23 protein-coding genes are annotated in these 21,202 nt (G+C 60.8%); 17 read left to right on the forward strand and 6 right to left on the reverse strand.

What is annotated here, in order from left to right:
- The first annotated feature begins 58 nt into the window (after nt 1-58).
- From QNJ86_RS00440 to QNJ86_RS00460, 5 genes are all read left to right on the forward strand, one after another.
- Nucleotides 59-877, forward strand: coding sequence for a hypothetical protein (locus QNJ86_RS00440; RefSeq protein WP_283830589.1), 819 nt, complete (start codon nt 59-61; stop codon nt 875-877).
- A gap of 240 nt (nt 878-1,117) precedes the next feature.
- The gene (carA, locus tag QNJ86_RS00445) at nt 1,118-2,494 is read left to right on the forward strand and encodes a glutamine-hydrolyzing carbamoyl-phosphate synthase small subunit (RefSeq protein WP_283830591.1); all 1,377 of its coding nucleotides are present in this window, start codon (nt 1,118-1,120) and stop codon (nt 2,492-2,494) included.
- Nucleotides 2,495-2,496: 2 nt separating this feature from the next.
- Complete coding sequence (carB, locus tag QNJ86_RS00450) at nt 2,497-5,742, forward strand: carbamoyl-phosphate synthase large subunit (RefSeq protein ID WP_283830592.1); 3,246 nt, start codon at nt 2,497-2,499, stop codon at nt 5,740-5,742.
- Between the two features lie 138 nt (nt 5,743-5,880).
- Entirely contained in the window at nt 5,881-6,180 is a 300-nt protein-coding gene (locus tag QNJ86_RS00455) for an AbrB/MazE/SpoVT family DNA-binding domain-containing protein (protein WP_283830593.1), read from the forward strand.
- On the forward strand, nt 6,180-6,515 hold the full coding sequence (locus tag QNJ86_RS00460; protein WP_283830594.1) for a type II toxin-antitoxin system PemK/MazF family toxin: 336 nt from the start codon (nt 6,180-6,182) through the stop codon (nt 6,513-6,515). Before QNJ86_RS00455 ends, QNJ86_RS00460 begins: the two co-directional genes overlap by 1 nt.
- A gap of 39 nt (nt 6,516-6,554) precedes the next feature.
- On the opposite strand, the gene QNJ86_RS00465 is transcribed toward QNJ86_RS00460, so the two are convergent.
- The 5 genes from QNJ86_RS00465 to QNJ86_RS00485 all read right to left on the reverse strand — a co-directional run bounded on the left by QNJ86_RS00465 (nt 6,555) and on the right by QNJ86_RS00485 (nt 10,656).
- Entirely contained in the window at nt 6,555-7,280 is a 726-nt protein-coding gene (locus tag QNJ86_RS00465; protein WP_283830595.1) for an AAA family ATPase, read from the reverse strand.
- A 40-nt stretch (nt 7,281-7,320) separates the two neighbouring features.
- Nucleotides 7,321-7,935 carry a Type 1 glutamine amidotransferase-like domain-containing protein gene (locus QNJ86_RS00470; RefSeq protein ID WP_283830596.1) on the reverse strand — a complete coding sequence of 205 codons (615 nt, stop codon included), beginning with the start codon at nt 7,933-7,935 and terminating at the stop codon, nt 7,321-7,323.
- Between the two features lie 363 nt (nt 7,936-8,298).
- Nucleotides 8,299-8,766, reverse strand: coding sequence for a hypothetical protein (locus QNJ86_RS00475; protein WP_283830597.1), 468 nt, complete (start codon nt 8,764-8,766; stop codon nt 8,299-8,301).
- Nucleotides 8,744-9,760, reverse strand: a complete 1,017-nt coding sequence (locus QNJ86_RS00480) for a CPBP family intramembrane glutamic endopeptidase (RefSeq protein WP_283830598.1) — start codon at nt 9,758-9,760, stop codon at nt 8,744-8,746. The genes QNJ86_RS00475 and QNJ86_RS00480 overlap by 23 nt, the downstream gene beginning before the upstream one ends.
- On the reverse strand, nt 9,757-10,656 hold the full coding sequence (locus QNJ86_RS00485; RefSeq protein WP_283830599.1) for a helix-turn-helix domain-containing protein: 900 nt from the start codon (nt 10,654-10,656) through the stop codon (nt 9,757-9,759). The genes QNJ86_RS00480 and QNJ86_RS00485 overlap by 4 nt, the downstream gene beginning before the upstream one ends.
- 166 nt (nt 10,657-10,822) lie before the next feature.
- Between QNJ86_RS00485 and QNJ86_RS00490 the strand changes: the two genes are divergently transcribed.
- From QNJ86_RS00490 to QNJ86_RS00500, 3 genes are all read left to right on the forward strand, one after another.
- Nucleotides 10,823-11,671 (forward strand): SAM-dependent methyltransferase, encoded by an 849-nt coding sequence (locus QNJ86_RS00490; RefSeq protein ID WP_283830600.1) that lies wholly within the window; start codon nt 10,823-10,825, stop codon nt 11,669-11,671.
- Between the two features lie 200 nt (nt 11,672-11,871).
- The gene (locus QNJ86_RS00495; RefSeq protein WP_283830601.1) at nt 11,872-12,189 is read left to right on the forward strand and encodes a PadR family transcriptional regulator; all 318 of its coding nucleotides are present in this window, start codon (nt 11,872-11,874) and stop codon (nt 12,187-12,189) included.
- The gene (locus QNJ86_RS00500; protein ID WP_283830602.1) at nt 12,186-12,776 is read left to right on the forward strand and encodes a DUF2812 domain-containing protein; all 591 of its coding nucleotides are present in this window, start codon (nt 12,186-12,188) and stop codon (nt 12,774-12,776) included. The genes QNJ86_RS00495 and QNJ86_RS00500 overlap by 4 nt, the downstream gene beginning before the upstream one ends.
- Nucleotides 12,777-13,083: 307 nt before the next feature.
- On the opposite strand, the gene QNJ86_RS00505 is transcribed toward QNJ86_RS00500, so the two are convergent.
- The gene (locus QNJ86_RS00505) at nt 13,084-14,028 is read right to left on the reverse strand and encodes a hypothetical protein (protein ID WP_283830603.1); all 945 of its coding nucleotides are present in this window, start codon (nt 14,026-14,028) and stop codon (nt 13,084-13,086) included.
- Nucleotides 14,029-14,163: 135 nt separating this feature from the next.
- On the opposite strand from QNJ86_RS00505, the gene QNJ86_RS00510 reads away from it, so the two are divergent.
- The 9 genes from QNJ86_RS00510 (at nt 14,164) to QNJ86_RS00550 (ending at nt 21,201) form a co-directional block, all read left to right on the forward strand.
- Nucleotides 14,164-14,673, forward strand: a complete 510-nt coding sequence (locus QNJ86_RS00510) for a helix-turn-helix domain-containing protein (RefSeq protein ID WP_283830604.1) — start codon at nt 14,164-14,166, stop codon at nt 14,671-14,673.
- 178 nt (nt 14,674-14,851) lie between these two features.
- Complete coding sequence (locus QNJ86_RS00515; RefSeq protein ID WP_283830605.1) at nt 14,852-15,712, forward strand: dihydroorotate dehydrogenase electron transfer subunit; 861 nt, start codon at nt 14,852-14,854, stop codon at nt 15,710-15,712.
- A gap of 162 nt (nt 15,713-15,874) precedes the next feature.
- Complete coding sequence (locus tag QNJ86_RS00520; protein WP_283830606.1) at nt 15,875-16,783, forward strand: dihydroorotate dehydrogenase; 909 nt, start codon at nt 15,875-15,877, stop codon at nt 16,781-16,783.
- Nucleotides 16,777-17,502, forward strand: a complete 726-nt coding sequence (gene pyrF / locus QNJ86_RS00525; protein WP_283830607.1) for an orotidine-5'-phosphate decarboxylase — start codon at nt 16,777-16,779, stop codon at nt 17,500-17,502. The genes QNJ86_RS00520 and pyrF overlap by 7 nt, the downstream gene beginning before the upstream one ends.
- Nucleotides 17,503-17,709: 207 nt before the next feature.
- The gene (gene mihF / locus QNJ86_RS00530) at nt 17,710-18,018 is read left to right on the forward strand and encodes an integration host factor, actinobacterial type (protein WP_283830608.1); all 309 of its coding nucleotides are present in this window, start codon (nt 17,710-17,712) and stop codon (nt 18,016-18,018) included.
- A gap of 8 nt (nt 18,019-18,026) precedes the next feature.
- Entirely contained in the window at nt 18,027-18,599 is a 573-nt protein-coding gene (gene gmk / locus QNJ86_RS00535) for a guanylate kinase (protein WP_283830609.1), read from the forward strand.
- 7 nt (nt 18,600-18,606) lie between these two features.
- On the forward strand, nt 18,607-18,867 hold the full coding sequence (locus QNJ86_RS00540) for a DNA-directed RNA polymerase subunit omega (protein ID WP_283830610.1): 261 nt from the start codon (nt 18,607-18,609) through the stop codon (nt 18,865-18,867).
- Nucleotides 18,868-19,102: 235 nt separating this feature from the next.
- On the forward strand, nt 19,103-20,329 hold the full coding sequence (gene thiI / locus QNJ86_RS00545; RefSeq protein ID WP_283830611.1) for a tRNA uracil 4-sulfurtransferase ThiI: 1,227 nt from the start codon (nt 19,103-19,105) through the stop codon (nt 20,327-20,329).
- 215 nt (nt 20,330-20,544) lie between these two features.
- Complete coding sequence (locus QNJ86_RS00550) at nt 20,545-21,201, forward strand: ComEA family DNA-binding protein (protein WP_283830612.1); 657 nt, start codon at nt 20,545-20,547, stop codon at nt 21,199-21,201.
- Nucleotide 21,202 lies beyond the last annotated feature (1 nt).

A 21,202-nucleotide genomic window follows, 5' to 3' on the forward strand; every position in this document is an offset into this window, starting at 1 on the left:
GTGCTGGGGTATGCTGGTGGGGAACAGGTGCGTGGATGGGTCTGGCGAAAGGAATGGCATGCTGCCTTACTTTAAGGGATATAAGATGGCTGTGTATGTGGTGGCGGCGATAGCTCCCTTTGCGGTGTTGTATGCGTGGTCGGCGCTTGCGGGGCGCAACATGTTTGCGACGCTTGAGGGTATGGTAGCGCTGGTCGTGGTGTTTTTCGCCTGCTTGCTGGGGTTGTCGCGCGTACTGGGGAGCAAGGCCGATCAGAAGGCTGACGCGCTGGTTTCGCTTTACAACGATGCGTGCGACCCGCCGGCGTTTTTGGAACAGGGTGAACCGTTGGCCCAGGTCATTGAGCCGCCGTATACCGAGGCAGGCTCGTGGTTTCTGTCATTTTATGCGCTGGCGTTGGACGATATGGGGCGCACTAGTGAGGCGGCTACTATCGGCACCGCCATGGTGGAGGGTGCTAAGCACGCGCCCAACCCGGCGATGCGCGCGGGGTTGCTGATAAACATGGAACCCGTGGTTGTGCGCCTGTTCGGGCCGGAGGCGGCGCTTGGCGTGATCGACGAGGCCGAGGCGGCCCTTAAGCAGGCAGGTGCACAGCTCGACGATCGCGAGAACTTCCTTTCGTGGGAGCGCGCCATTCTGCAGGCGCGCCGCGATGGAAACGACGAGGAACTGCTGAGCCGCTACACGCAGATATACCCGTCGGCATCCTATCTGCCGCGTATGCGCGTGCAGGCAGCGGCGGAGGTGGCCGCCATTCAGCGCAGGCGCGGCGATGCTGCTGGTGAGCGGGCGGCGCTTGCGTTCGTTGTGGAGCACGGAAACCGCTTGCCTGTCGTGCGTGAGGCCCGCGAGCGTCTGGCAGAGCTGGGGTAGGCACGCCGCGCGTGGTTCCCGTTCGCCAACCTTCGCCACATTCTGCATATTTCTGCGCGAAACTAAGAAAATACTGCATTTTGCCTGCGTAATACGCGTGATAGTCGTATACTAGCGTTCGACCTTTAAGGGCGGTACGGAGAGACCGACAAGGTGCGCAACATATTCCTGCATCCGTGCGCCTCGTCATCAGATGGAGGCGCTTTTTGTAGGCGCGTTGCCCGAGCGAGAGGAAGAGCTTTGAGCCAGATCAGCGAGCGGTTAATGAGGGGTGTGTCGAAGCCTGCGGGCGCGGCGGCGCTCCTTGTGTTGGAAGACGGCGCGGTGTTTCGCGGCACGTCGTGTGCGGCGGCGGGGGAGGTGTACGGCGAGATTTGCTTCAACACGTCGCTTGAGGGCTACCTTGAGGTGATTACCGACCCGTCGTATGCCGGCCAGATTATCACCATGACGTATCCGCAGATTGGCAATTACGGTGTGAACCGCGAAGACGCCCAGGCGGAAGTGCCTGCGCTGCGCGGGCTGGTGGTGCGCGACATGTGCGCGACGCCGTCGAACTGGCGAAGCGAGCTCACGCTGCCCGACTACCTGCGCGAACACGGCGTGGTGGCTGTGGAAGGCGTGGACACGCGTGCGCTCGTGCGTCACGTGCGCGACCATGGCGCGCAGCGTGCGGTGCTTTCAACCGTGGATACCGACGAGGCCAGCCTGCTTGCGAAGGTGCGCGCGAGTGAGTCGATTGTGGGCGTGAACCTGGCGGCCACCGTGTCGTGTGACGCGCCGCACACGTTCGCTGAGTTACCGGCAAGCCATGAGTTTGCCGTGGCCGGGGGCGCGGCGCCGCGCCATCGCGTGGTGGCGTATGACTGCGGCGCGAAGCGTTCCATTTTGGAAAACCTCGTGCGCGCGGGCTGTGACCTTACGGTGGTGCCGTGGGATACCCCAGCAGCCGACGTGCTGGCCATGGAACCCGACGGCGTGTTTCTGTCGAACGGCCCCGGCGACCCGGAGGCGGTTGAGGGTACGTATGTGCAGGTAGAGCAGCTGCTGGGCAAGGTGCCGGTGTTCGGCATTTGCCTGGGGCACCAAATGATTTCGAAGGCTGCCGGCGCCGACATCGAGAAGCTGAAGTTCGGCCATCGCGGTGGCAACCACCCCGTTATGAACCTGCTCACCGGCCGCGTGGAAATTACCGCGCAGAACCACGGCTTCAGCCTGGTGTTCCCCAGCTTGGGCGCGCTTGTGCCGGAACTTTCGGGCGGCTTCAAGGGCCATGAGGACGACCTGCGCTTTTGGGCGAACGCGCATATCGCGCCCGTCGTGCAGAACGAGCGCTTCGGCCGCATTCAGCTGACGCATGTGAACCTGAACGACGGCACGGCCGAGGGCATCGCGTTTCTGGACATCCCGGCGTTTTCCGTGCAGTACCACCCCGAAGCCTCGCCGGGGCCAACCGACGCCCACTACCTGTTCACCGCGTTCACGCGCTTGATGGATGGACGTGCGGATTACCTCGACATCGACATCGCCGAAGATCGCCTGGCCGGCTGGACGTTCGGCGCACAACAGGCAACGGTTCCGGGAGCAACGGCGTCGGTGACGGAAGGGGGGCGATAGGCATGCCGAAGCGCGACGACATTAAAACTATCCTGGTTATTGGGTCTGGCCCCATCGTCATCGGGCAGGCGTGCGAGTTCGACTACTCGGGTGCGCAGGCGTGCAAGGTGCTGAAGGCCGACGGCTACCGCGTGGTGCTCGTAAACAGCAATCCTGCCACCATCATGACCGATCCCGGACTGGCCGACCGCACTTACGTCGAACCCATCACGACCGAGTTCGTGGAGCAGGTCATCGCCAAGGAGCGTCCCGATGCTCTGCTGCCCACGCTCGGTGGTCAGACGGGCCTCAACACGGCTGTTGAACTGGCGAAATCGGGCATCCTTGACAAGTACGGCGTGGAGATGATCGGCTGCGATTTGGCCGCCATCGAGCGCGGCGAGGATCGCAAACTCTTCAACGACTGCATGGCGGAACTTGGCATCGAGACGGCGCGTTCAGGCTACGCGTATTCCGTGGCCGATGCCGAGGCCATCGTGGCCGAGCTCGGCTACCCCGTGGTGCTGCGCCCGTCGTTCACGCTCGGCGGCGCGGGTGGCGGCATCGCGCACGACCACGACGAGCTGGTGGCTATCGTGGGCCAGGGACTGGAGCTGTCCCCGGCCGGCGAGGTGCTGGTGGAGGAAAGCATTGAGGGCTGGAAAGAGTACGAGATGGAGGTCATGCGCGACCACGCCGGCAACGGCATCATTGTGTGCTCCATCGAGAACTTCGACGCCATGGGCGTGCACACGGGCGACTCCATCACCGTGGCGCCAGCGCAGACGCTCTCGGACGTAGAATATCAGCGCATGCGCGCGGCCTCGCTCGCCATTCTGGAGAAGATCGGCGTGGAAACCGGCGGCTCCAACGTGCAGTTCGCCGTCAATCCGGAAAACGGCCGCATGATTGTAATTGAGATGAACCCGCGCGTGTCGCGTTCGTCGGCGCTGGCCTCGAAGGCCACCGGGTTCCCCATCGCGAAGGCGGCGGCGAAGCTTGCCGTGGGTTACACGCTCGACGAGATTGTGAACGACATCACGAAGGCCACGCCCGCGTGCTTCGAGCCGTCCATCGACTACTGCGTGGTGAAAGTGCCGCGCTTCGCGTTCGAGAAGTTCCAGGGCACCGACGATACGTTGTCCACGCGCATGAAGGCGGTGGGCGAGGTTATGTCCATCGGCCGCACCTTTGAGGAAGCACTTGGCAAGGCTATGCGCTCGCTTGAAAACGGCCGCGCAGGCCTTGGTGCCGATGGCAAGGGGGACGAGGGCGCTGCGGCTGACGCGGAGCTTGAGGATCTCGTGCGTCGACCCACGGCTGACCGCATCTTCTACCTGGCCGAGGCGCTGCGCCGCGGCTGGACGGTGAAGCGCGCTTCCGAGGTGAGCCGCATCGATCCGTTCTTTGTGGCGCGCATGGCGGACATTGTGCGCGTGCAAGAGAACCTGCGTGGCTCGCCGCTCGATCAGCTGGACGCCGATGCGTTCCGCCTGCTCAAGGGCTATGGGCTTTCCGACGCGCAGATTGCGCACCTGACCGGCTCCGACGAGCTTACGGTGCGTACATGTCGCAAGATGCTGCACGTGGTGCCCTCGTTCAAGACGGTGGACACGTGCGCGGCCGAGTTCCCCAGTCAGACGGCCTACCACTACAAGACCTACGACGCCGACGAAACGGAGGTGGCGCCTAAGACGCGCCGCCGCGCGATGATTCTTGGTGCCGGGCCGAACCGCATTGGTCAGGGCATCGAGTTCGACTACTGCTGTGTGCACGCGTCGTATGCGCTGGCCGAGGCCGGGTTTGAAACCATCATGGTGAACTGCAACCCCGAAACGGTGTCCACCGACTACGATACGTCCGACAAGCTGTACTTCGAGCCGCTCACGTTCGAAGACGTCATGGACATTGTGGATGTGGAGCAGCCCGACGGTGTGGTGGTCACCCTTGGCGGCCAGACGCCGCTCAAGCTGGCGAATGCGCTGGCCGAGGCGGGGGTGCCTATCATGGGCACGTCGCCGGAGGCCATCGACTTGGCGGAGGATCGCGACCGCTTCAGCGCCATTTTGGACGAGCTGGGTATCACGTATCCGGCTGCGGGTATGGCGTCCACGTTCGAAGAGGCGTGCGTGGTGGCCGACCAGATTGGGTTCCCGCTTTTGGTACGCCCGAGCTACGTCTTGGGCGGGCGCGGCATGGGCATTGTGTACGACGGCGCTCAGCTGGAGAAGTACATGGCTGAGGCCGCTAAGATTTCGCCTGATCATCCGGTGTATCTCGACCGCTTCCTTGAGGGTGCCGTGGAGGTTGACCTCGACGCGCTTTGCGATGGCGAGGAAGTGTATGTGGGAGGTGTGCTGGAGCACATTGAGATGGCGGGCATCCACTCGGGTGACTCGGCGTGTTGCACGCCGCCGTTCGCGCTGTCCGAGGCCGTGGTGGCACAGCTGCGCTCCATTGCGCGGCAGCTGGCGCTGCGCCTGGGCGTGGTGGGGCTCATCAACATCCAGTTCGCCATTAAAGACCAGGTCATCTACATCATCGAGGCCAACCCACGCGCGAGCCGCACCGTGCCCTTCGTGTCGAAGGCCACCGGCGTGCCACTGGCGAAGTGCGCCGCCCGCATCATGGCGGGGGAGCGCATCGCTGACTTGGGACTGCCGGCCGATGATCGCCGCTTGGAGCACTACAGCGTGAAGGAAGCCGTCATGCCCTTCGGCCGCTTCCCCGGTGCCGACACGGTGCTCGGCCCCGAGATGAAGTCAACGGGCGAGGTCATGGGCATTGCACGCAACTTCCCCGCGGCGTTCGCGAAGACCCAGCTGGCTATCAGTTACGCGCTGCCTGAAGGCGGCACGGTGTTCATCAGCGTGTGTGACCGCGACAAGCGCGCCATTGTGAGCATCGCGCGCGACATCGTACGCCTGGGCTTCCACGTGGTAGCGACAGCTGGCACCGCTCGCGCCCTGCGTGCCGCCGGTGTGGACTGCGAGGACGTGAAGAAGGTGCACGAGGGCACGCCGAACGTGGTGGATCGCATCGCCGCCGGCGAGATTGCGCTCATGATTAACACCCCATTTGGCCACGCCACCCGCGCCGACGGCTACGAGCTGCGCCTTGAGGCCGTCAAGCACGGCGTCACCCACGTAACCAATCTCGCCGGCGCCCAAGCCATGGTAGCCGGCATGGAAGTAGCCCGCGGCAGCGGCCTCACGGTAGTAGCCCTGCAAGATCTCCCCCAATGGGAACCGACGACTGCCGAAGCATAACCTAACCTCAAGAACTCGCAGGTCACCCGTAGGTTAAGGGCAAACTTTCGCCCCAACCCACCACCAACCTGCGAGTTCTCTTGCTTTTTGTTGCTTTCCGCATTAAGATATCTATTGAGATATCTAGGAGGTGACACCATGCCTGAAGTGATAAAGAAACTGACGCGGCTTTGCTCGTGGGGGACTTCGCGTGCGGTTCGTGTGCCTCGTGAGGTGTGTGAGCGCTTGGGGGTGGATGTAGGGTCGATGCTCAATATGCTTGTTGGCCATGATGAGCGCGGTTCCTTTATCCTTATTCGCCCCGAGGAACAGTCTCACCGAATGGTGCGTGACGTGTCCTATCGTTCAATGGATGAACTGTTTGCCGAGTACGAGGGCGATTATCGGCCCACCGAGCCCGACTGGGGCAAAGACGTCGGTGGCGAGGTGATCGACTAATGCGTGCATACGAGCAAGGAGACATCGTTGAAGTTGACTTTAGTCCCTCCGTCGGGCATGAGCCGGCAAAGGTGAGACCGGCCGTCATCGTGAGTGGTTATGGCTTCAATTCCCGTTCAAGTATGGTGTCTGTCGTGCCGGTGACCAGCAAAGATAACGGTTACCCGCTGCACATACCCGTAACAGGGTCGAAAGGAGTTGTTGGCTTCGCCTGCGTCGAGCAACTGCGTAACATCGACCTCGCACATCGTGGCTGCCACTTCAAAGGAACCGCCGACGACGCCACCATGCGCTCCATCCTCAGCACCATCCGCGGCATGCTGGAGTTGCGGTAGTGCAGTAGGTAGTGCTGTGATTTTCGACATTGCGAATGATCACTTTTCCAAAAAGAATGCCAGTTCGTGGGCGGGGTTTTCAAGGAAGCGGTGGAGCATGATCCATTCCATGGTGTCTTCAACTGTCACTTTGCGCACCTCGTCGTCGAACTGGTAGATGGTCGCGCCCGGTGCCGTGAGCAAGATGGGCGAGTGCGTGGCAACGATGAACTGCGCGCCTTCGCGTGCCAGCCGTATGATCTGCGCCAACAGCGCCACCTGGCCGCATTGCGAGAGGCCGGACTCCGGTTCGTCAAGCACATAGAAACCGCGTCCGTGGAACCGCTGCGACACGAGCGCAAGCACGCCCTCGCCGTGCGACCGTGTGTGCAGCGCGCGGCCTTCGCGGTAGAGGTCGCCGTCACCCAAGCGGTCCATTTCCGTGATGAGGTTGAACATAGTGTCGGAGCGTACAAGGAAGCTGTCGCTTGGCTTGAAGATGCTCTTCATCAGCACGAGGTGCTCAGCCAATTCGCTCGGTGCGTCCACCGTGGAAAAGCGGTGGTTCTTCGTCCCGCCCTCGGCGTTGAGGCCGTATGCTACACTCAGCGCCTCAAGCAGGGTAGATTTCCCCGTGCCGTTTTCCCCGCAGAAGAAGGTGACCGACTGCCCAAGATCAAGTACGTCGATGCTCGCGATGGCCGGAATAGCGAAGGGGTACTCGCCCCTGCTTGTGACCGACTCCCAGTCAATAGCAACCGAGTTCACATACACATCGTCGCGCATGGTGTCCTCCCTCCGCTTGTTCTCGGCGCAGTGCGAACGCTTATCTCTCCAGAATCCTAACCTCGTCCCCGCTAACCACGATGGCTTGGTTGTCGCTGATCACTCTCAAGTCCAGGGTTTCTGAGAACGTGTCCCGTATTGTCTGCGCGGCCTTTCCCATCTCCCAGTTCTTGTCATGTGGCACGACGAAGAAGTCCACCAGTCTCAAACCGGCGCAGTCTTTCAAGTCGGGCGCCTTTTCAGGACAGTCCATGTCGGCAGAGTACGCGATGTTGGGCGCTGTGACAATCGCCCCGGCAGACTCGCCGATGTAAAGCTTGCCGTTTCTCACCTCGTTGACCAGGATTTTGTCGGCTCCGGTTTTTCTCAGCTCCTGCAGGAGATAGAACGTGTTGCCGCCTGCAACGAATATGAAGTCGTTGCTCGTCAGCGTGCTTGCGATGACCTCGGGCGAGGCGGTTGAGATGTCGAGTTCCTCGACGGCAAGCCCCAGGCGCTTCAGATGCCATTTGCCTATCTTGGTAAAAAAGCCCAGCTTCTCGACGTTACTGGCGGTTGGGATGTAGGTCACGGTCTTGTGCTGCAAATTCGGCTCAACTGTTCTCAGTAGCTTCGCCACGTTCTGAAACATCGACACCAGAAACAACTTGGTCACGGCACACTCCTTTCAGGCGCGGCTCCGCAAGTAAAACACGAGTTGAAGCTGGGATTCATTGCAGCACAACTCCTCCTTGAATGCAATGCGCTTTTCGAATAGAGGGATCGCTGCATTGGCTTTCGCATGGCGTCTGTTCGGCCTTTGCGGTAGGAGCATGCGTCGATTGCCTTCGGAAAGTCACCGTTTCAACCGCTGTGAAGTCTTTGGGCGGTCGTTCGGTGGGTTTTTGCGGTGCGGGTTTCGGCGTTTTTCCAGGTCGCAGAAAGTCTTCTTGCAAGTTTTCGCCGTGCAGGGCTTCACAGCGGTGAAAACAGTGATTCAGAGCATTGTTTGAGTGCATCGAACGTAGTGTTGATGCTGTTACGCCTTCTTCGACTTTGGCGGGCGCGTGGGGCCGCGCTTGATGGTGAGATCGAGGGCGGCAAGCGCGTCCATGACGGCGTGCGCCGAGGCGTCGAGCTGTGTGGCGTCGAGATCGCGTTCATTAGTGACGTGCGCAACGGCGGCAGCATAGTTGCGCTTGAAGCGTTCGTTGAGTTCGGTCCAGTTCACGCCTGTGAACGCTTCGGCGGCCGCGTGGTCAAGCGGCAGTTGCCCCTGCTCCATGAGCACGGCGAGCACAGGGTAGCCTGCGTAGCCCTGCCAGTATGTGGCGTTGTCATTCGATGAGTACACATGCCCGTCAGCGTCCCACGCAACCGTGTACTCCTTCTGCCCGTTCGACGACGCGACGGTCGCGCGCCGCTCATCTGCGCACACGCTCACGCGCCCGTCAGCCAGCGCGCTCCAGGCTTCGTACACTTTCTCAAGGGGTGGCAGTTTCTCCATGGGGCTCCTCCGATTGCGGCCTGTCCCTATGGTGCCTCATCGGCACGTCGCATGCAAGGAACGATTCCGCTTCCGCCCTTGCCTCGCCCGTACGGTACGCAAGTAGTCTGCCCACATGGCGCGTTTCGAAGAACAGGTCGCGGTTCGCCAGTACTACGAGCACCGCCGCCACGGTAATCACTACCGTCTCAATACATTTCGTCTCCGGGGTGAGCGCGATCTTCTCCTGAAAGAAGTTCACGAACAGGTGAAACACGATGCACGCAAGCATGCTGCGGTTATTCTTCGTGTAGACCCAGGTGGTGAGAAACCCCAGCGGCACGACGCTGACAAGGAAGTTCAGTGCGTAGCCGTACCCGAAGTCGAGCAGTCCTGCATGATAGGTACCGGGGATGAAGAACAGCGGCAGATGCCAGCACGCCCACACGACGCCGAAGATGAGCGACTCACGAAACCATGGATGGTACTGCGCGATGGCATCCTCGCCGTAGCCGCGCCAACCCACTTCCTCAATCACCGACGCAACGAGAATGGTCAGCAGCGCCGAGGTTCCCGCGATAGAAAACGAGAACCCTTCCGTGAATGAAAACTGCGAAAGCGGCTGCCCTATCAGCGTCGATGCAAGAATAGAAACTGCGATAATCCCGCCGAACAGTGCAATGGCCTGCATAATGACGAGGGGTTTGATGCGGTGGAATCCGATGATCTTACGTTTCAGGTCACGCTTGAGTTCTGGGCTTTTAGAGGCCAGCACGAAGATGATTGACGTGACAGCCGGCACGCACAGGCCAAGAAACATAAGCGTGAGCGACAGACCCGCGCCGCCATCGGAGCCCTCCGCCATTGTATCTGTGCTTGTGTTCGCGAAGATAGCAGCTATCCAGAACGCCCAGGTGAGGGCGAACACAAGGATGTAGTAGCGGAAGGGTCGGTAGCGGTAAGGGGCAGCGGAGGTCTTGGAAGCAGTGGGGGTCATGGCTATCACGAAGCTCACGCGCCTGGTGCGTCGACGCTGATGGTGAGTTCGCTTCGCATGCCGTTCAGTTCAATGACCGTGGTGCACGCGGTTGCCTCGTCGCCGTGGAGTGAGAAGTCGTCGCAGGGCGCGCCCGCGCGCTGGTACAGAATGTGGTTGCCGATGCCGCGCACGATGCTCTCGAAGGGCGTGCCTTCGGCAATGCGTAGTTTCGAGGTGGCAGAAAGCTGGTTCACGTCCAAGCGGCCATCGAGCGCGACACAACGAATGTCCAGATCATCGTTGCAGTTCAACTCGACGTGTCCAGACACGTCGTCCAGCTCCACCGCGCTCAGCCTGCCCGAGAACTCGAAGCGCTCGGCCGCGAGGTGACGCACAGCAAGTGACACCGCATTGCCAGCAAGCTCAACCTCGTCTACGTAGCGCTGGGGGAGGCGTACGGTCAGACGCAGCCCCTCCTTCGCCTTCGTCTCCGACAGTCCTTCAAGTCGCTTCACGTCGATGTCGATGCGCTTGCGGATGTCGTCTATCTTCACCTTGCAGACGCGTTGCACGTCGGGGATGGTGTCGGAGGCCAGCTCAACGCGCACTTTCTCGCTGTCGCAGCCTTCGACCACCACGGAGGCGGCACCCGCGAAGGTGATGTCGAAGCGTTTCTCGCCGTCGATGTCGTATTCGGTCACACTCTCATGCAAATGTCCGCGTGCCGCCGCGTCCTCGCTCACGTCGCCCAGCAACTCATCAAGCGTGATGCCGAACAGCACCGCGATGGCCCGCAAGTTCTCAATGTCCGGAATGCCCGCGCCCGTTTCCCACTTCGTCACCGCCTGTCGCGATACCTGCAGCTGCTCGGCCAGCTGCTCCTGTGAGAGACCTGCCTGCACGCGCCGTCCTTTGATATTCTCCGCCAACATAATGGCCTCCTTTGTTCGTTTCGACCGCCCCATCATGGCAACGCGCGCTCGCCGACGCAAGCAACCGAGCATAGCATTCGCCTCTAAAATGCTACGCTCCGTGGCATTTTGAGGGCGAATGGTAGAATGTCACAGCGAAGTACCCCTTATGATCGAAGGATAGCCCATGATCTCCTGCGACACGCTGCTCTCTCTGCTCGAACCGCCCGCGCTCTACGAATTCACGGATGAGCCGTTCTGGGACGACGAGCACATCTCGGCGCAGATGCTGGCCGCGCATCTCGACCCCAACTTCGAGGGAGCCAGCAGGAATCACACGTTCATCGACCGCTCCGTTGCGTGGATTGCGCGCGTGGCACCCGTCGCCGAGTATCAGCGCCTGGTCGACCTGGGCTGCGGCCCCGGCCTCTACGCCGAGCGCCTTGCGCGTGCGGGCTACCGTGTGACCGGCGTGGACTTCTCGCGCCGCTCGATTGCCCACGCGCGCGACGCCGCCGAGCAGCAGGGGCTTGCCATCGACTATTGCTGCGAAAACTACCTTGCGCTTGACCTGGGGCAGCAGTTCGACGTTGCCATCATGATCTACTGCGATTACGGCGCGTTGTCCGCCGCGGATCGTCGCACGCTGCTCGACCGCGCCCGCGCGCACCTGCGTCCGGGTGGCCTGCTCGTACTCGACGTGTTCTCGCGGCGCGCCTTCGATGCGTTCGAGGAAGGCCGCATCTGGGAGGATCACCCGCACGGTGGCTTCTGGCGCCCAGGCCCCTACCTCGAGATGCAGCACCGCCTCAAGTATGAGGATGTGGCCACGCTTGAACAGATCGTGGTAGCCGACTGCGACGGCGCATCTGCCTATCACCTTTGGAACACCTACTTCACGCCTGAGATGCTTAGCGCGGAACTTGCTGCGGCTGGCTTCGATACTCTCGTCTTCGCTGGCGACGTGGCCGGAGCCTCTGCCTCAAGCGACAGTCAAACCCTCGCCGTCGTAGCGCAAGCCCATAACCAGGCTTAACGCAAGGCTCGCAGCCTATTCCTCCACCGACATGATAAAAGCAATAATCTCTTCCATGCTCGGATTCCCCTTCGTGTAACTTCGCTCGGATATAGATTCCATCATATCAGGCACAGCTCCTTGACAAGTATATCGGCTTCCGATATAAATATATCGGCACACGATATAACGGATGAAGATACAAAAGAAAGGGGAGCGCCATGGAGCCTATTGCGCTTACGGAGGCGGTGTTCTACATCCTGCTTTCGCTCGGCGAGCCACTGCACGGCTACGGCATCATGCAAAACGCCGAGGCACTCAGCAACGGCCGCGTGCGCTTGGCGGCGGGCACGCTATACGGCGCGCTCGGCACGCTGGTGGACAAGGGCTGGATCGAGGAAGTGCCCGCATCAGGCGGCGGGCGCAAGCGCGAGTACCGCATCACCGCCGCAGGTCGCAGCGTTGTGGAGGCCGAGCTCGCCCGCTTGCGCGAGCTTCTGGAAAACGGGGAACGCGTTGTGGAAGGATGGTCGCGATGAACAGGAAAGTCGTCCACAAGGTGTTCTGGGCATGGGGGTTCGAAAAGGAAGAACGTTGGCTGAACGACATGGCGGCCCTCGGGTGGAACCTCGTCGACACCACCGGCGTACGCTACGTGTTCGAGCAGGGAACACCGGGGGAGTACTGCTACAAACTTGAATTGCTCAACACCCTGCCGAGCACGGCGGAAAGTGAGCGCTACCTGCGCTTTATGGAGGACGCCGGTATTGAGCAGGTGGCCGCGTGTGGTCGCTGGGTCTACTTCCGCCGCCGCGCAGAAGATGGTCCTTTCGACCTGTTCTCTGACTTGGATTCGCGTATCACGCACCTGCGACGCATCCGCACGCTGCTGCTCGTGTTGCTTGGGGTGGAATTGCTCGCAGTCGTATTTCAGTTGGTAGCGTTCGCTCATGTCAACACCCCAAACTTCAAGCAGGTGATGGGTCCGGTGCTCTCGGCGGGCGACCCGCTTTTCCTTGGCATTGCCGCAATCCTGCTGGTGATAGCAGTGGTGCTGGCTGTGCAGGTCATCCGCATTGCGCGCCAGATCGGCCGTCTCAAGAAGGAGCGCGCCATCCGCGAGTGAGGTCTCCTTCACTCAACCGGTTCTGCAAACCTTCGTGAGCAGGAGGGTCAAAGGGTTGTCTGACCCTCCAGCAAGTCACGAACCGCCGCAAGCAAATGCTAGAGGTTGATACCCGCCTTCCGCGCCTGGCTGCACAGATCGCGGGTGCGCAGGGTGTAGGTTCTTCCATCCTTAATAAAGTGGGTTCCGCATTGCCGGAATTCAAAATGGGTTCCAGCCGCCGCGCACTGCTCGCGTATGTCGAGCACCCACGCGTAATCGTGCCATATTCTCTCTTCTGCCTCTTTAGCATCCCTTGGAAATGATTCTAGTGCGCATCAACAGAAACGTAGACGTCCATATAGGTAACACTCTCTTTAACATAGACTTCCTCCATGCAGATGCGGTTCTCGTAACTTTGAGCCACCATAGTATGGGCGTTCGCGTATTCGTAGAGTTCCCCATAAGCGCGAGGGATCTTCTCCCAAGGCGCAGAGAAGGGGTCCGTAATAGTAATCACGGCGTACTGGTCGGTCTCCTGAACAGTCAGCTCCGCCCCCTCGCAGGAAGGAACAAAATCATCAGGGACGATGTACGCCGCTACGTATCCATGCAGGCCAAATCTTTCTTTCTGCTCTTCGGAGACGAAGGGGAAATCCCAGCCAATTTTCCTTGGGGTATAATCGGGGTAGTCAAGCAGCCCGCTGTTTTTCGCCCAGCGCTCCATATAATCCATAGCATCATGTTCAGGATTCTGACTAATCACGACATACCGGGCAAGCCTGAATTGTTCCACTGTCTCTACCCTAATTCGACCGCACTCATGCTGTAAGCCGCGAATCGCTGCAAGGGCGGCTGACACATCGGCAGCGATGAGAGGCTGCATGCTGTCGCGATAGGCACCGGGGTTGACGCGTTCGAGCTCGGCGACGATGCGGCCAGCGAGTGCAGGCTTTGCGGCGGCCAACTCGGGCAGGGCTTGCACGCACTGGCGCGCCACCGTGGGCTTGGGGTCGTGCAGGCAGGTGGCCATGCGGTCGAACGCGGCATCGATGCACCCTTCGGCGTCGTGGCGCGCGTTTGCCACAAGCAGGAGGAAGCCACGGGTGCGCGCGTAAGAACTCTCAGCCTCAAGCATGGCCACGAACTCGCCAAGGTGCGCGGCAACTTCCGGCCCAGTCGAGCTCGCTTCGCGCAGCTGCTTGAACGCCGCGTACGCCTCGTTGTTGTCGGCCGAGCGCAACCGCTCCATAAGTTCCTCAACCTGTTCCATCTTTGCGTACTCCTTCATCGTTCGCCGCACGTTCCAAAGGTTATCTTCCGCACATGTTGCATGTTACTATGCGTTGCTTGAGGCAACGGACTGTTTTTTACACACTTGTGGTAACGCCAAAAAAGGAGGTTACCCATGCTCAGCGAAAACATTAAGGCGCTCAGGAAAGCTAAAGGGCTTTCGCAGGAAGAACTTGCCATCAAGGTGCACGTGGTGCGACAAACGATCTCCAAATGGGAGAAGGGGCTGTCTGTACCCGACTCTGATCTGCTGATTTCTCTGTCAGAAGCGCTTGACGCGCCGGTCAGCACCTTGCTGGGAGAACAAGTAATCGAACCGGAAGTTGATGAGGTAAAAGCTTTTTCCGAAAAACTGGAAGTTATCAACCTTCAGCTTGCGCGAAGGAAGGCGACGAGACAAAAAATAGTCCGCGGTCTGCTTATTTCTTTGTGCGCGGTTATCGTACTCATTTTTGCAGCACTAATAACGGTGCCGAGTCCTTATCTGGGTTGGGATTACGGCGATCCCGAAACAGCCGTTTTCGGAGCAGGCTTCCACGTCTTCGAATGGCTGTTCGTGAGGCTTGCTCCGCTTGTCTTTATAGGGGCACTCGTTGGCCTTTTCTTGTCCCGAAAGAACAGCTAACACCGCACAGTGGGTTGCAGGCGAAGGTAGGCCACGCGACTCATGGGGGTGCGCCGTCCGCGTGCGCTTCCCGTGCATTTCGGCACGTCGGGGGCCTAAGTGACGGATGAATGGTACAATCTCGCCCAAACGACGATTGAGCCGCTTTGTGCGGCCGCGGGGTGAGAAAGGACTCTTCGTGGCTCTTGTCAACGAACGGGCGCGCATTCTGGAGAATACGTGTGTCGGCCCGAACCTGTACGTCATGCGCCTCTTGTCGCCAACCATTGCGACAACGCTTGCACCGGGGCAGTTCGTGCATATGAAAATTCCGGGGATGGAGGCGCACATCCTGCGTCGACCGTTCTCGGTGTATTCGTGCGATCGCTCGGCCCGCACGCTTGAGATACTTTACCAGGTGGTGGGCTTCGGCAGTGGGCATATGCGCTTGCTTGAGCCTGATGTGGCCGCATGCCCGGCAGGTCTTTCGACGGCCGAATGTGCAAACCTTGAGGCGGTTGAGCTCATGGGGCCGGTGGGGCGCGCGTGGCATCCGCCCGCAGATGCGCGTCGCGCGCTTCTTGTGGGGGGCGGTGTGGGTGCGGCTCCGCTGTTTATGCTGGCCGAGCAGCTGGTGAATGCGGGCGTACGCACGGATGTGGTGCTAGGCGCGCAGACCGAGGACGCACTTTCATGTCGTGCGCGCTACGAGGCGCTTCTAGCTGCTGCTCCTACCTGCGATAATGCGCCTCGTTGCGCCACTGACGACGGCAGCTTTGGCCGCGAGGGCTTCTGCACGTCGCTGGTAGAAGAGGCCCTTGCCGAGGCTCAGGCGGCAGGTGAGCCTTACGACTATCTGGCCGTTTGCGGCCCGGAACCCCTCATGAAGATTGTGGCCGCGATGGCTGCGGAGGCCGATGTCACGTGCGAGGTGTCACTGGAGCGCCGTATGGCCTGCGGCATTGGCGCGTGCCTCTCGTGCGTGGTAGACACGGTGGATGGCAAGCAGCGCGCCTGTGTGGATGGGCCGGTGTTCGACGCGAAGAAGGTGATCTGGTAAATGGGCGATAGCTTCAACGCTTCTCAACATGCTGGGACGGGCGCCGAGGCGACCCCCCCAGTCGCTCAGACAGTCCTGGGCTCGCACGAAAGCCCCACTGGGGCTTTCGGCTCGTGCGAAACTCGCTTGGTGGGGGGGTCGCCTCGGTGCCCTGCTCCTACTATGGTGAACATGGCGGTGAATCTTGGTGGGTTGGGGATGAAGAACCCGGTCACCGTGGCTTCGGGGACGTTTGCGGCGGGGCGGGAGTATGGGGACTTTGTTGACGTAGCGAGCCTTGGTGCGGTCACCACGAAGGGCGTGTCGCTGCACGGGTGGGAAGGCAACGCGAGCCCTCGCATTGCGGAAACGCCCAGTGGCATGCTGAACTCCATCGGCTTGCAGAACCCCGGCGTGGCGCACCTGAAAGAGTACGACTTGCCTTGGCTTGCCGAGCGCGAAGCTACGGTTATCGTGAACGTATCCGGCCACAGCTACGATGAATACGTGCAGGTCATCGAGGCGCTTGAAGAGGCTCCGGTGGACGCCTACGAGGTGAACATCTCGTGTCCGAACGTGGACGCCGGCGGCATGACCATCGGCACATGCACCACCAGCGTGGAGGAAGTGGTTTCTCGCTGCCGTGCCGCCACGAAGCGGCCGCTCATCGTGAAGCTTACGCCCAACGTCACCGACATCACCGAGATCGCCCGCGCAGCCGAAGCCGCCGGTGCCGATGCGCTCTCACTTATCAATACGCTCATGGGCATGGCCATCGACGCGGAGCGCCGTCGCCCACAGCTCGCACGCGGGGTGGGGGGCCTTTCGGGTCCTGCCGTGAAGCCCGTGGCGCTGCGCATGGTATGGGAATGCCACAAGGCGGTGCAGGTGCCGCTTCTCGGCATGGGCGGCATCGCAACGGCAACCGACGCGGTGGAGTTTATGCTGGCGGGAGCCACAGCGGTGGCCGTTGGTACCGCGAATTTCGTGAATCCGTTCGCCACGGTTGAAATCATCGACGGAATAGCGCAGTATTGCGAACGACACCATGTTGCAGATGTCAACGAGCTGATAGGAGCGTTGGAATGGTAAGTTCGTTCGAGCAGATTCCCGCAAAGGAGCGTGTGATTGTTGCGCTCGACTGTGGCATCGAGGAAGCGTTCGACCTCGCCGACCAGTTGCAGGGCAAGGCCACCTGGATGAAAGTGGGCATGACCCTTTTCTACGCGAACGGCCCGGCCATCGTGTACGCGCTCAAGGAACGCGGTTTCAAGGTGTTCCTTGACCTTAAGTTCCACGACATTCCGCACCAGGTGGAGGGCGCGGCCTATGCGGCTGCCGGCAGTGGGGCGGACATGCTTACCATGCACACGGTGGGCGGCGTTGACATGATGGCGGCGGCTCAGAAGGGCGCCGAACGTGCGGCGGCCGAATACGGCTACGAGGTGCCCGCTACTCTCGGCATCACGGTGCTCACCAGCATGAACGATGCGGCGCTTGCCGAAACGGGCGTCTCCCGTGCCATGGCTGACCAGGTGGTGGTGCTTGCCGAACAGGCCAAGCGCGCCGGCATCTCCGGCGTGGTGGCCTCACCGCAGGAGGCGGCGCGCCTGCGCGAGATTTTGGGCCCCGATGCCTACATTGTCACCCCGGGCGTGCGCCCGGCGGGCGCAGCGAAGGGCGACCAGAGCCGCGTAGCCACTCCGGCCGAAGCGTTCGCCAATGGTGCGTCGCATATTGTGGTGGGACGTCCCATCACGCAGACGGCCGACCCGGCGGCGGCCTTCGAGGCCATTGTGGCCGAGTTGTAAGGCGTTTATGGCGTTTCCCCCGCTCACCGCTTAGCTATGCCACTGTGTAACAAATAGGCGACGAAACGGGGTTTTTGGCGCGGGCCACTCCTACAATGTGTGGCATCAAGCTGGAATTTTTTGGAATTACGGCGATTGACAAGGCAAGATGGATGATTGCGTGATAGTATCACGAAATCGCTTTTGAACAAGAAGGAGAGATGCACGATGGCTATTCCTCAACTCAGCCCGGAAGAGCGTCAGGCGGCACTGGAGAAGGCAAAGGCGGCCCGCATTAGGCGCGCCGAGGTCCGCGATGAGCTGAAATCCGGCAAGCTTACGCTGAAAAAGGTTCTCGAAATGAAGAACGATCCGGTCGTGGGCCGCATGAAGGTGTCCACGCTCATCGAGACCATGCCTGGCTACGGCAAGGCTAAGGCCGAGAAAATTATGAAGGAACTGCAGATTGCCGAAAGCCGCCGTCTGCGCGGTTTGGGCGAGCGCCAGCAGTCCGCGCTGCTGGAGCGTCTGGGCTAATTCCCCGCATGCGACGCGGGAACCTGTTCGTCATCTCAGGGCCATCAGGTGCCGGTAAAGGCACGCTGGTGGCCCGTCTGTTGCGTGCGGTGCCCGACGCCTGGGTGTCGGTGTCCGTTACCACGCGCGCACCCCGCGAGGGGGAAGTGGATGGCGTTCACTATCAATTCGCTACTGACGAGGAGTTTCAGCGTCTTGTGGACGAAGACGGACTTCTGGAATGGGCCGTGTACGCGGGTAACCGCTACGGCACGCCGCGTGCGACGGTTGAAGAGCACATGGCTGCCGGTCAGCAGGTTATCCTGGAAATTGATGTGCAGGGCGCTTTTCAGGTGCGTGAAAAGATGCCTTCGGCACACCTCGTGTTCATTGAGCCTCCCTCGCTTCAGGTGCTTGAAGAGCGCCTGCGCGGGCGGGGCACCGAGAGCGACGAGGTGATTGCGGAGCGCTTGCGCGCGGCCGAAGTGGAGCTTTCGCGCAAAATGGAGTATGATATGCGGCTGGTAAACGACAATTTGGATGAAGCCACCGAAGCTCTGGTGCGCTACGTCACTGAACAAGCCGAGGAAGCACGAGGTTAGATACTATATGAGCATCATCGAACCGAAGATCGACGTTCTCTTGGGTAAGACCGACAACGACCGTTTTTTGCTGTGCGCTCTTGCTTCAAAGCGCGCGCATGACATTAACGACATGATGCGTGGCCAGCGCGACCGCGCTATTCAGCTGCAGACCGCGGTGGAAATTGCGCGTGCTGCCGACAAGAAGCCGCTGTCGCTTGCGTTCAACGAGATCGCTCGTGGCGAAGTGTCGTACGATCCGTCTTCTATCGATATCAAGAATCACTAGGGTTCCGGCGGTCTGTCGACCGCCGGAACTGTTTGACGCTGCGAACGGCCCCGGCACCGAATCTTGCCCCTTGTGCGCTTGCCCTCACGTGCGAAAGCACGCTCGGCCGCGCGGCGGGGCAATCTTCGGCACCGGGGCCGTTCTCGCTGACGCACTACGCCAACCTGTGCTTTTTTTCAACCTATGGGTTTGTTTTTGCGCCTCGCGCGCATTGATTTGACCGGGGAGTTTCTTCATGACTGAATTCCAACGTATCATCCTTGTGCACTACCATGAAATTGGTCTCAAGGGCCACAACCGCGCTTCGTTCGAAATGCGGCTTTTGAAGAACCTCGAGGCGCTGCTGGCGGACTTCCCTGTGGTAACGATCCATCGCATTTCGGGGCGCATCTGCGTGTTTCTGCGCGAGGGAACCAGTTGGGATACGGCAGTTGAGGCGTCGGATATCGTGAGCAAGGTGCCGGGCGTGGCGCGCGTATCGAGTGGCTTTAAGTGTGAGCGCGACTTGGACGAGATGGCCGAGGCGGCGGTAGTGGCCCTTGCGGAGGCTGGCGACTTCGCCACGTTTAAGGTGGCCGCGCGGCGCAATCACACCGACTTCGCCACGAACTCCATGGAGATGAACCAGATTATCGGCGGGGCGCTTTGTGAGGCTTGTCCCGACAAGCAGGTGAAAATGAAGAACCCTGACGTCACGGTGGGTGTCGAGGTGGTACAGAACGCGGCGTACGTGTACGCGCGCTCGGTGCCGGGTGTGGGTGGGCTTCCGGTGGGTAGCTCGGGTAAGGTGGTGTGCTTGCTGTCGAGTGGTATCGACTCGCCGGTGGCCACATGGAAGCTTGCGCGTCGCGGGGCCGTGTGCATTGGCGTGCATTTCTCGGGGCGGCCGCAGACTTCGGATGCGAGCGAGTATCTGGTGGATGATATCGCACGCGTGCTGGAGCGCACGGGTTGCATCGGGCGCGTGTATACGGTGCCGTTCGGCGACTATCAGCGCGAAATTGCGTTGACCGTACCGCCTGAACTGCGCGTTATTATGTATCGCCGTCTCATGTTTAAGGTGGCCGAGGAACTGGCGCGCCGCGAAGGAGCTGGCGCGCTCGTGACGGGCGAGAGTCTGGGGCAGGTGGCATCGCAAACGCTCGACAACATCCGCTGCACGGATGAAGCGGTGAAGTTGCCGGTGTTTCGCCCGCTCATTGGTACTGACAAGCTGGAAATTATCGCCGAGGCGGAGCGGCTGGGCACCTTTGAGATATCGTCGCAGGATGCGCCCGATTGCTGCACGCTGTTCATGCCCCGCGCGCCCGAGACGCACGGGAAGGTTTCAGTGGTGCTTGAGGCCGAGTCGGCACTACCGATTGAGACGTGGGTTGCTGAAATTGCTGATGCCGCCGAACCACGCGACTACGCCTGCCCCTCCTACAAACCCCGCAAACGCCGAGAAAACGCCCAGGGGTAGAAGGCCCTCTTATAAGCTTCTGACCAGCGGCGTTGTAAATGCGTTGGGAATGCGCTTGGTTCGCGCCGGCTTTTTGGCGTGTAGGTGACGGTGCTGGCGTTGGGAATGTGCCAGATTTGTGCGGCTTTTTGACGGTAGACTGACGGCCCAGCGGCAAGGTTGCGGCGCTACGATCGGATCGTAAAAGAAGGTGAGAGCGATCCGAGGAGGGCCTCATGTCGTTTCAGGAAAGCGCGGAGTCGTGGCGCGCGAAGCTGCATCTGTCGGGGGCGCGGCTCCCAGTACTGGTGGGGTTGACGGCGGTCGTGCTGGTGGTGGTCGTGTGCGCGGGTGGCGCGCTTCTGGGTGCGGCGACGGCCGACGGATTCGCCGTCGAGCGCACACCGTCCGCTGATCAGGAGGAATCTTCCCCTGAAAATATGCCTGCGCCCACACTTGTGCGCGTGCACGTTGGTGGGGCAGTGATAACCCCAGGGGTCTACGACATCCCAGAGGGCGCGCGTGTGCAGGATGCGGTGGACGCAGCGGGAGGTTTCGCCGAGGGTGCGCTGCGTGACGGCTTGAACCTTGCTCGCAAGGTGGAAGACGGCGAGCAGATTATCGTACCTGTTGAAGCGCCTCCTTCACCAGAGGGGGAACCCGCGCCCCAAGCTTCTACACCTAGTGCAGCGGTGGGTGGCAAAATCAACATCAACCGGGCCACAGCTGCCGAACTCGATACGTTACCTGGCGTCGGTGCCTCCACCGCCGACAAAATTGTTGCCGACCGCGAAGCGAACGGCCCCTTCAAAAGCATCGAAGATCTCAAGCGCGTGTCGGGCATTGGTGACAAAAAGTTCGCCAACTTGGCTGACAAGATTAGTGTGGGGTGAG

This window comes from Gordonibacter faecis, assembly GCF_030077735.1.
In the GTDB taxonomy this organism is placed as follows: domain Bacteria; phylum Actinomycetota; class Coriobacteriia; order Coriobacteriales; family Eggerthellaceae; genus Gordonibacter; species Gordonibacter faecis.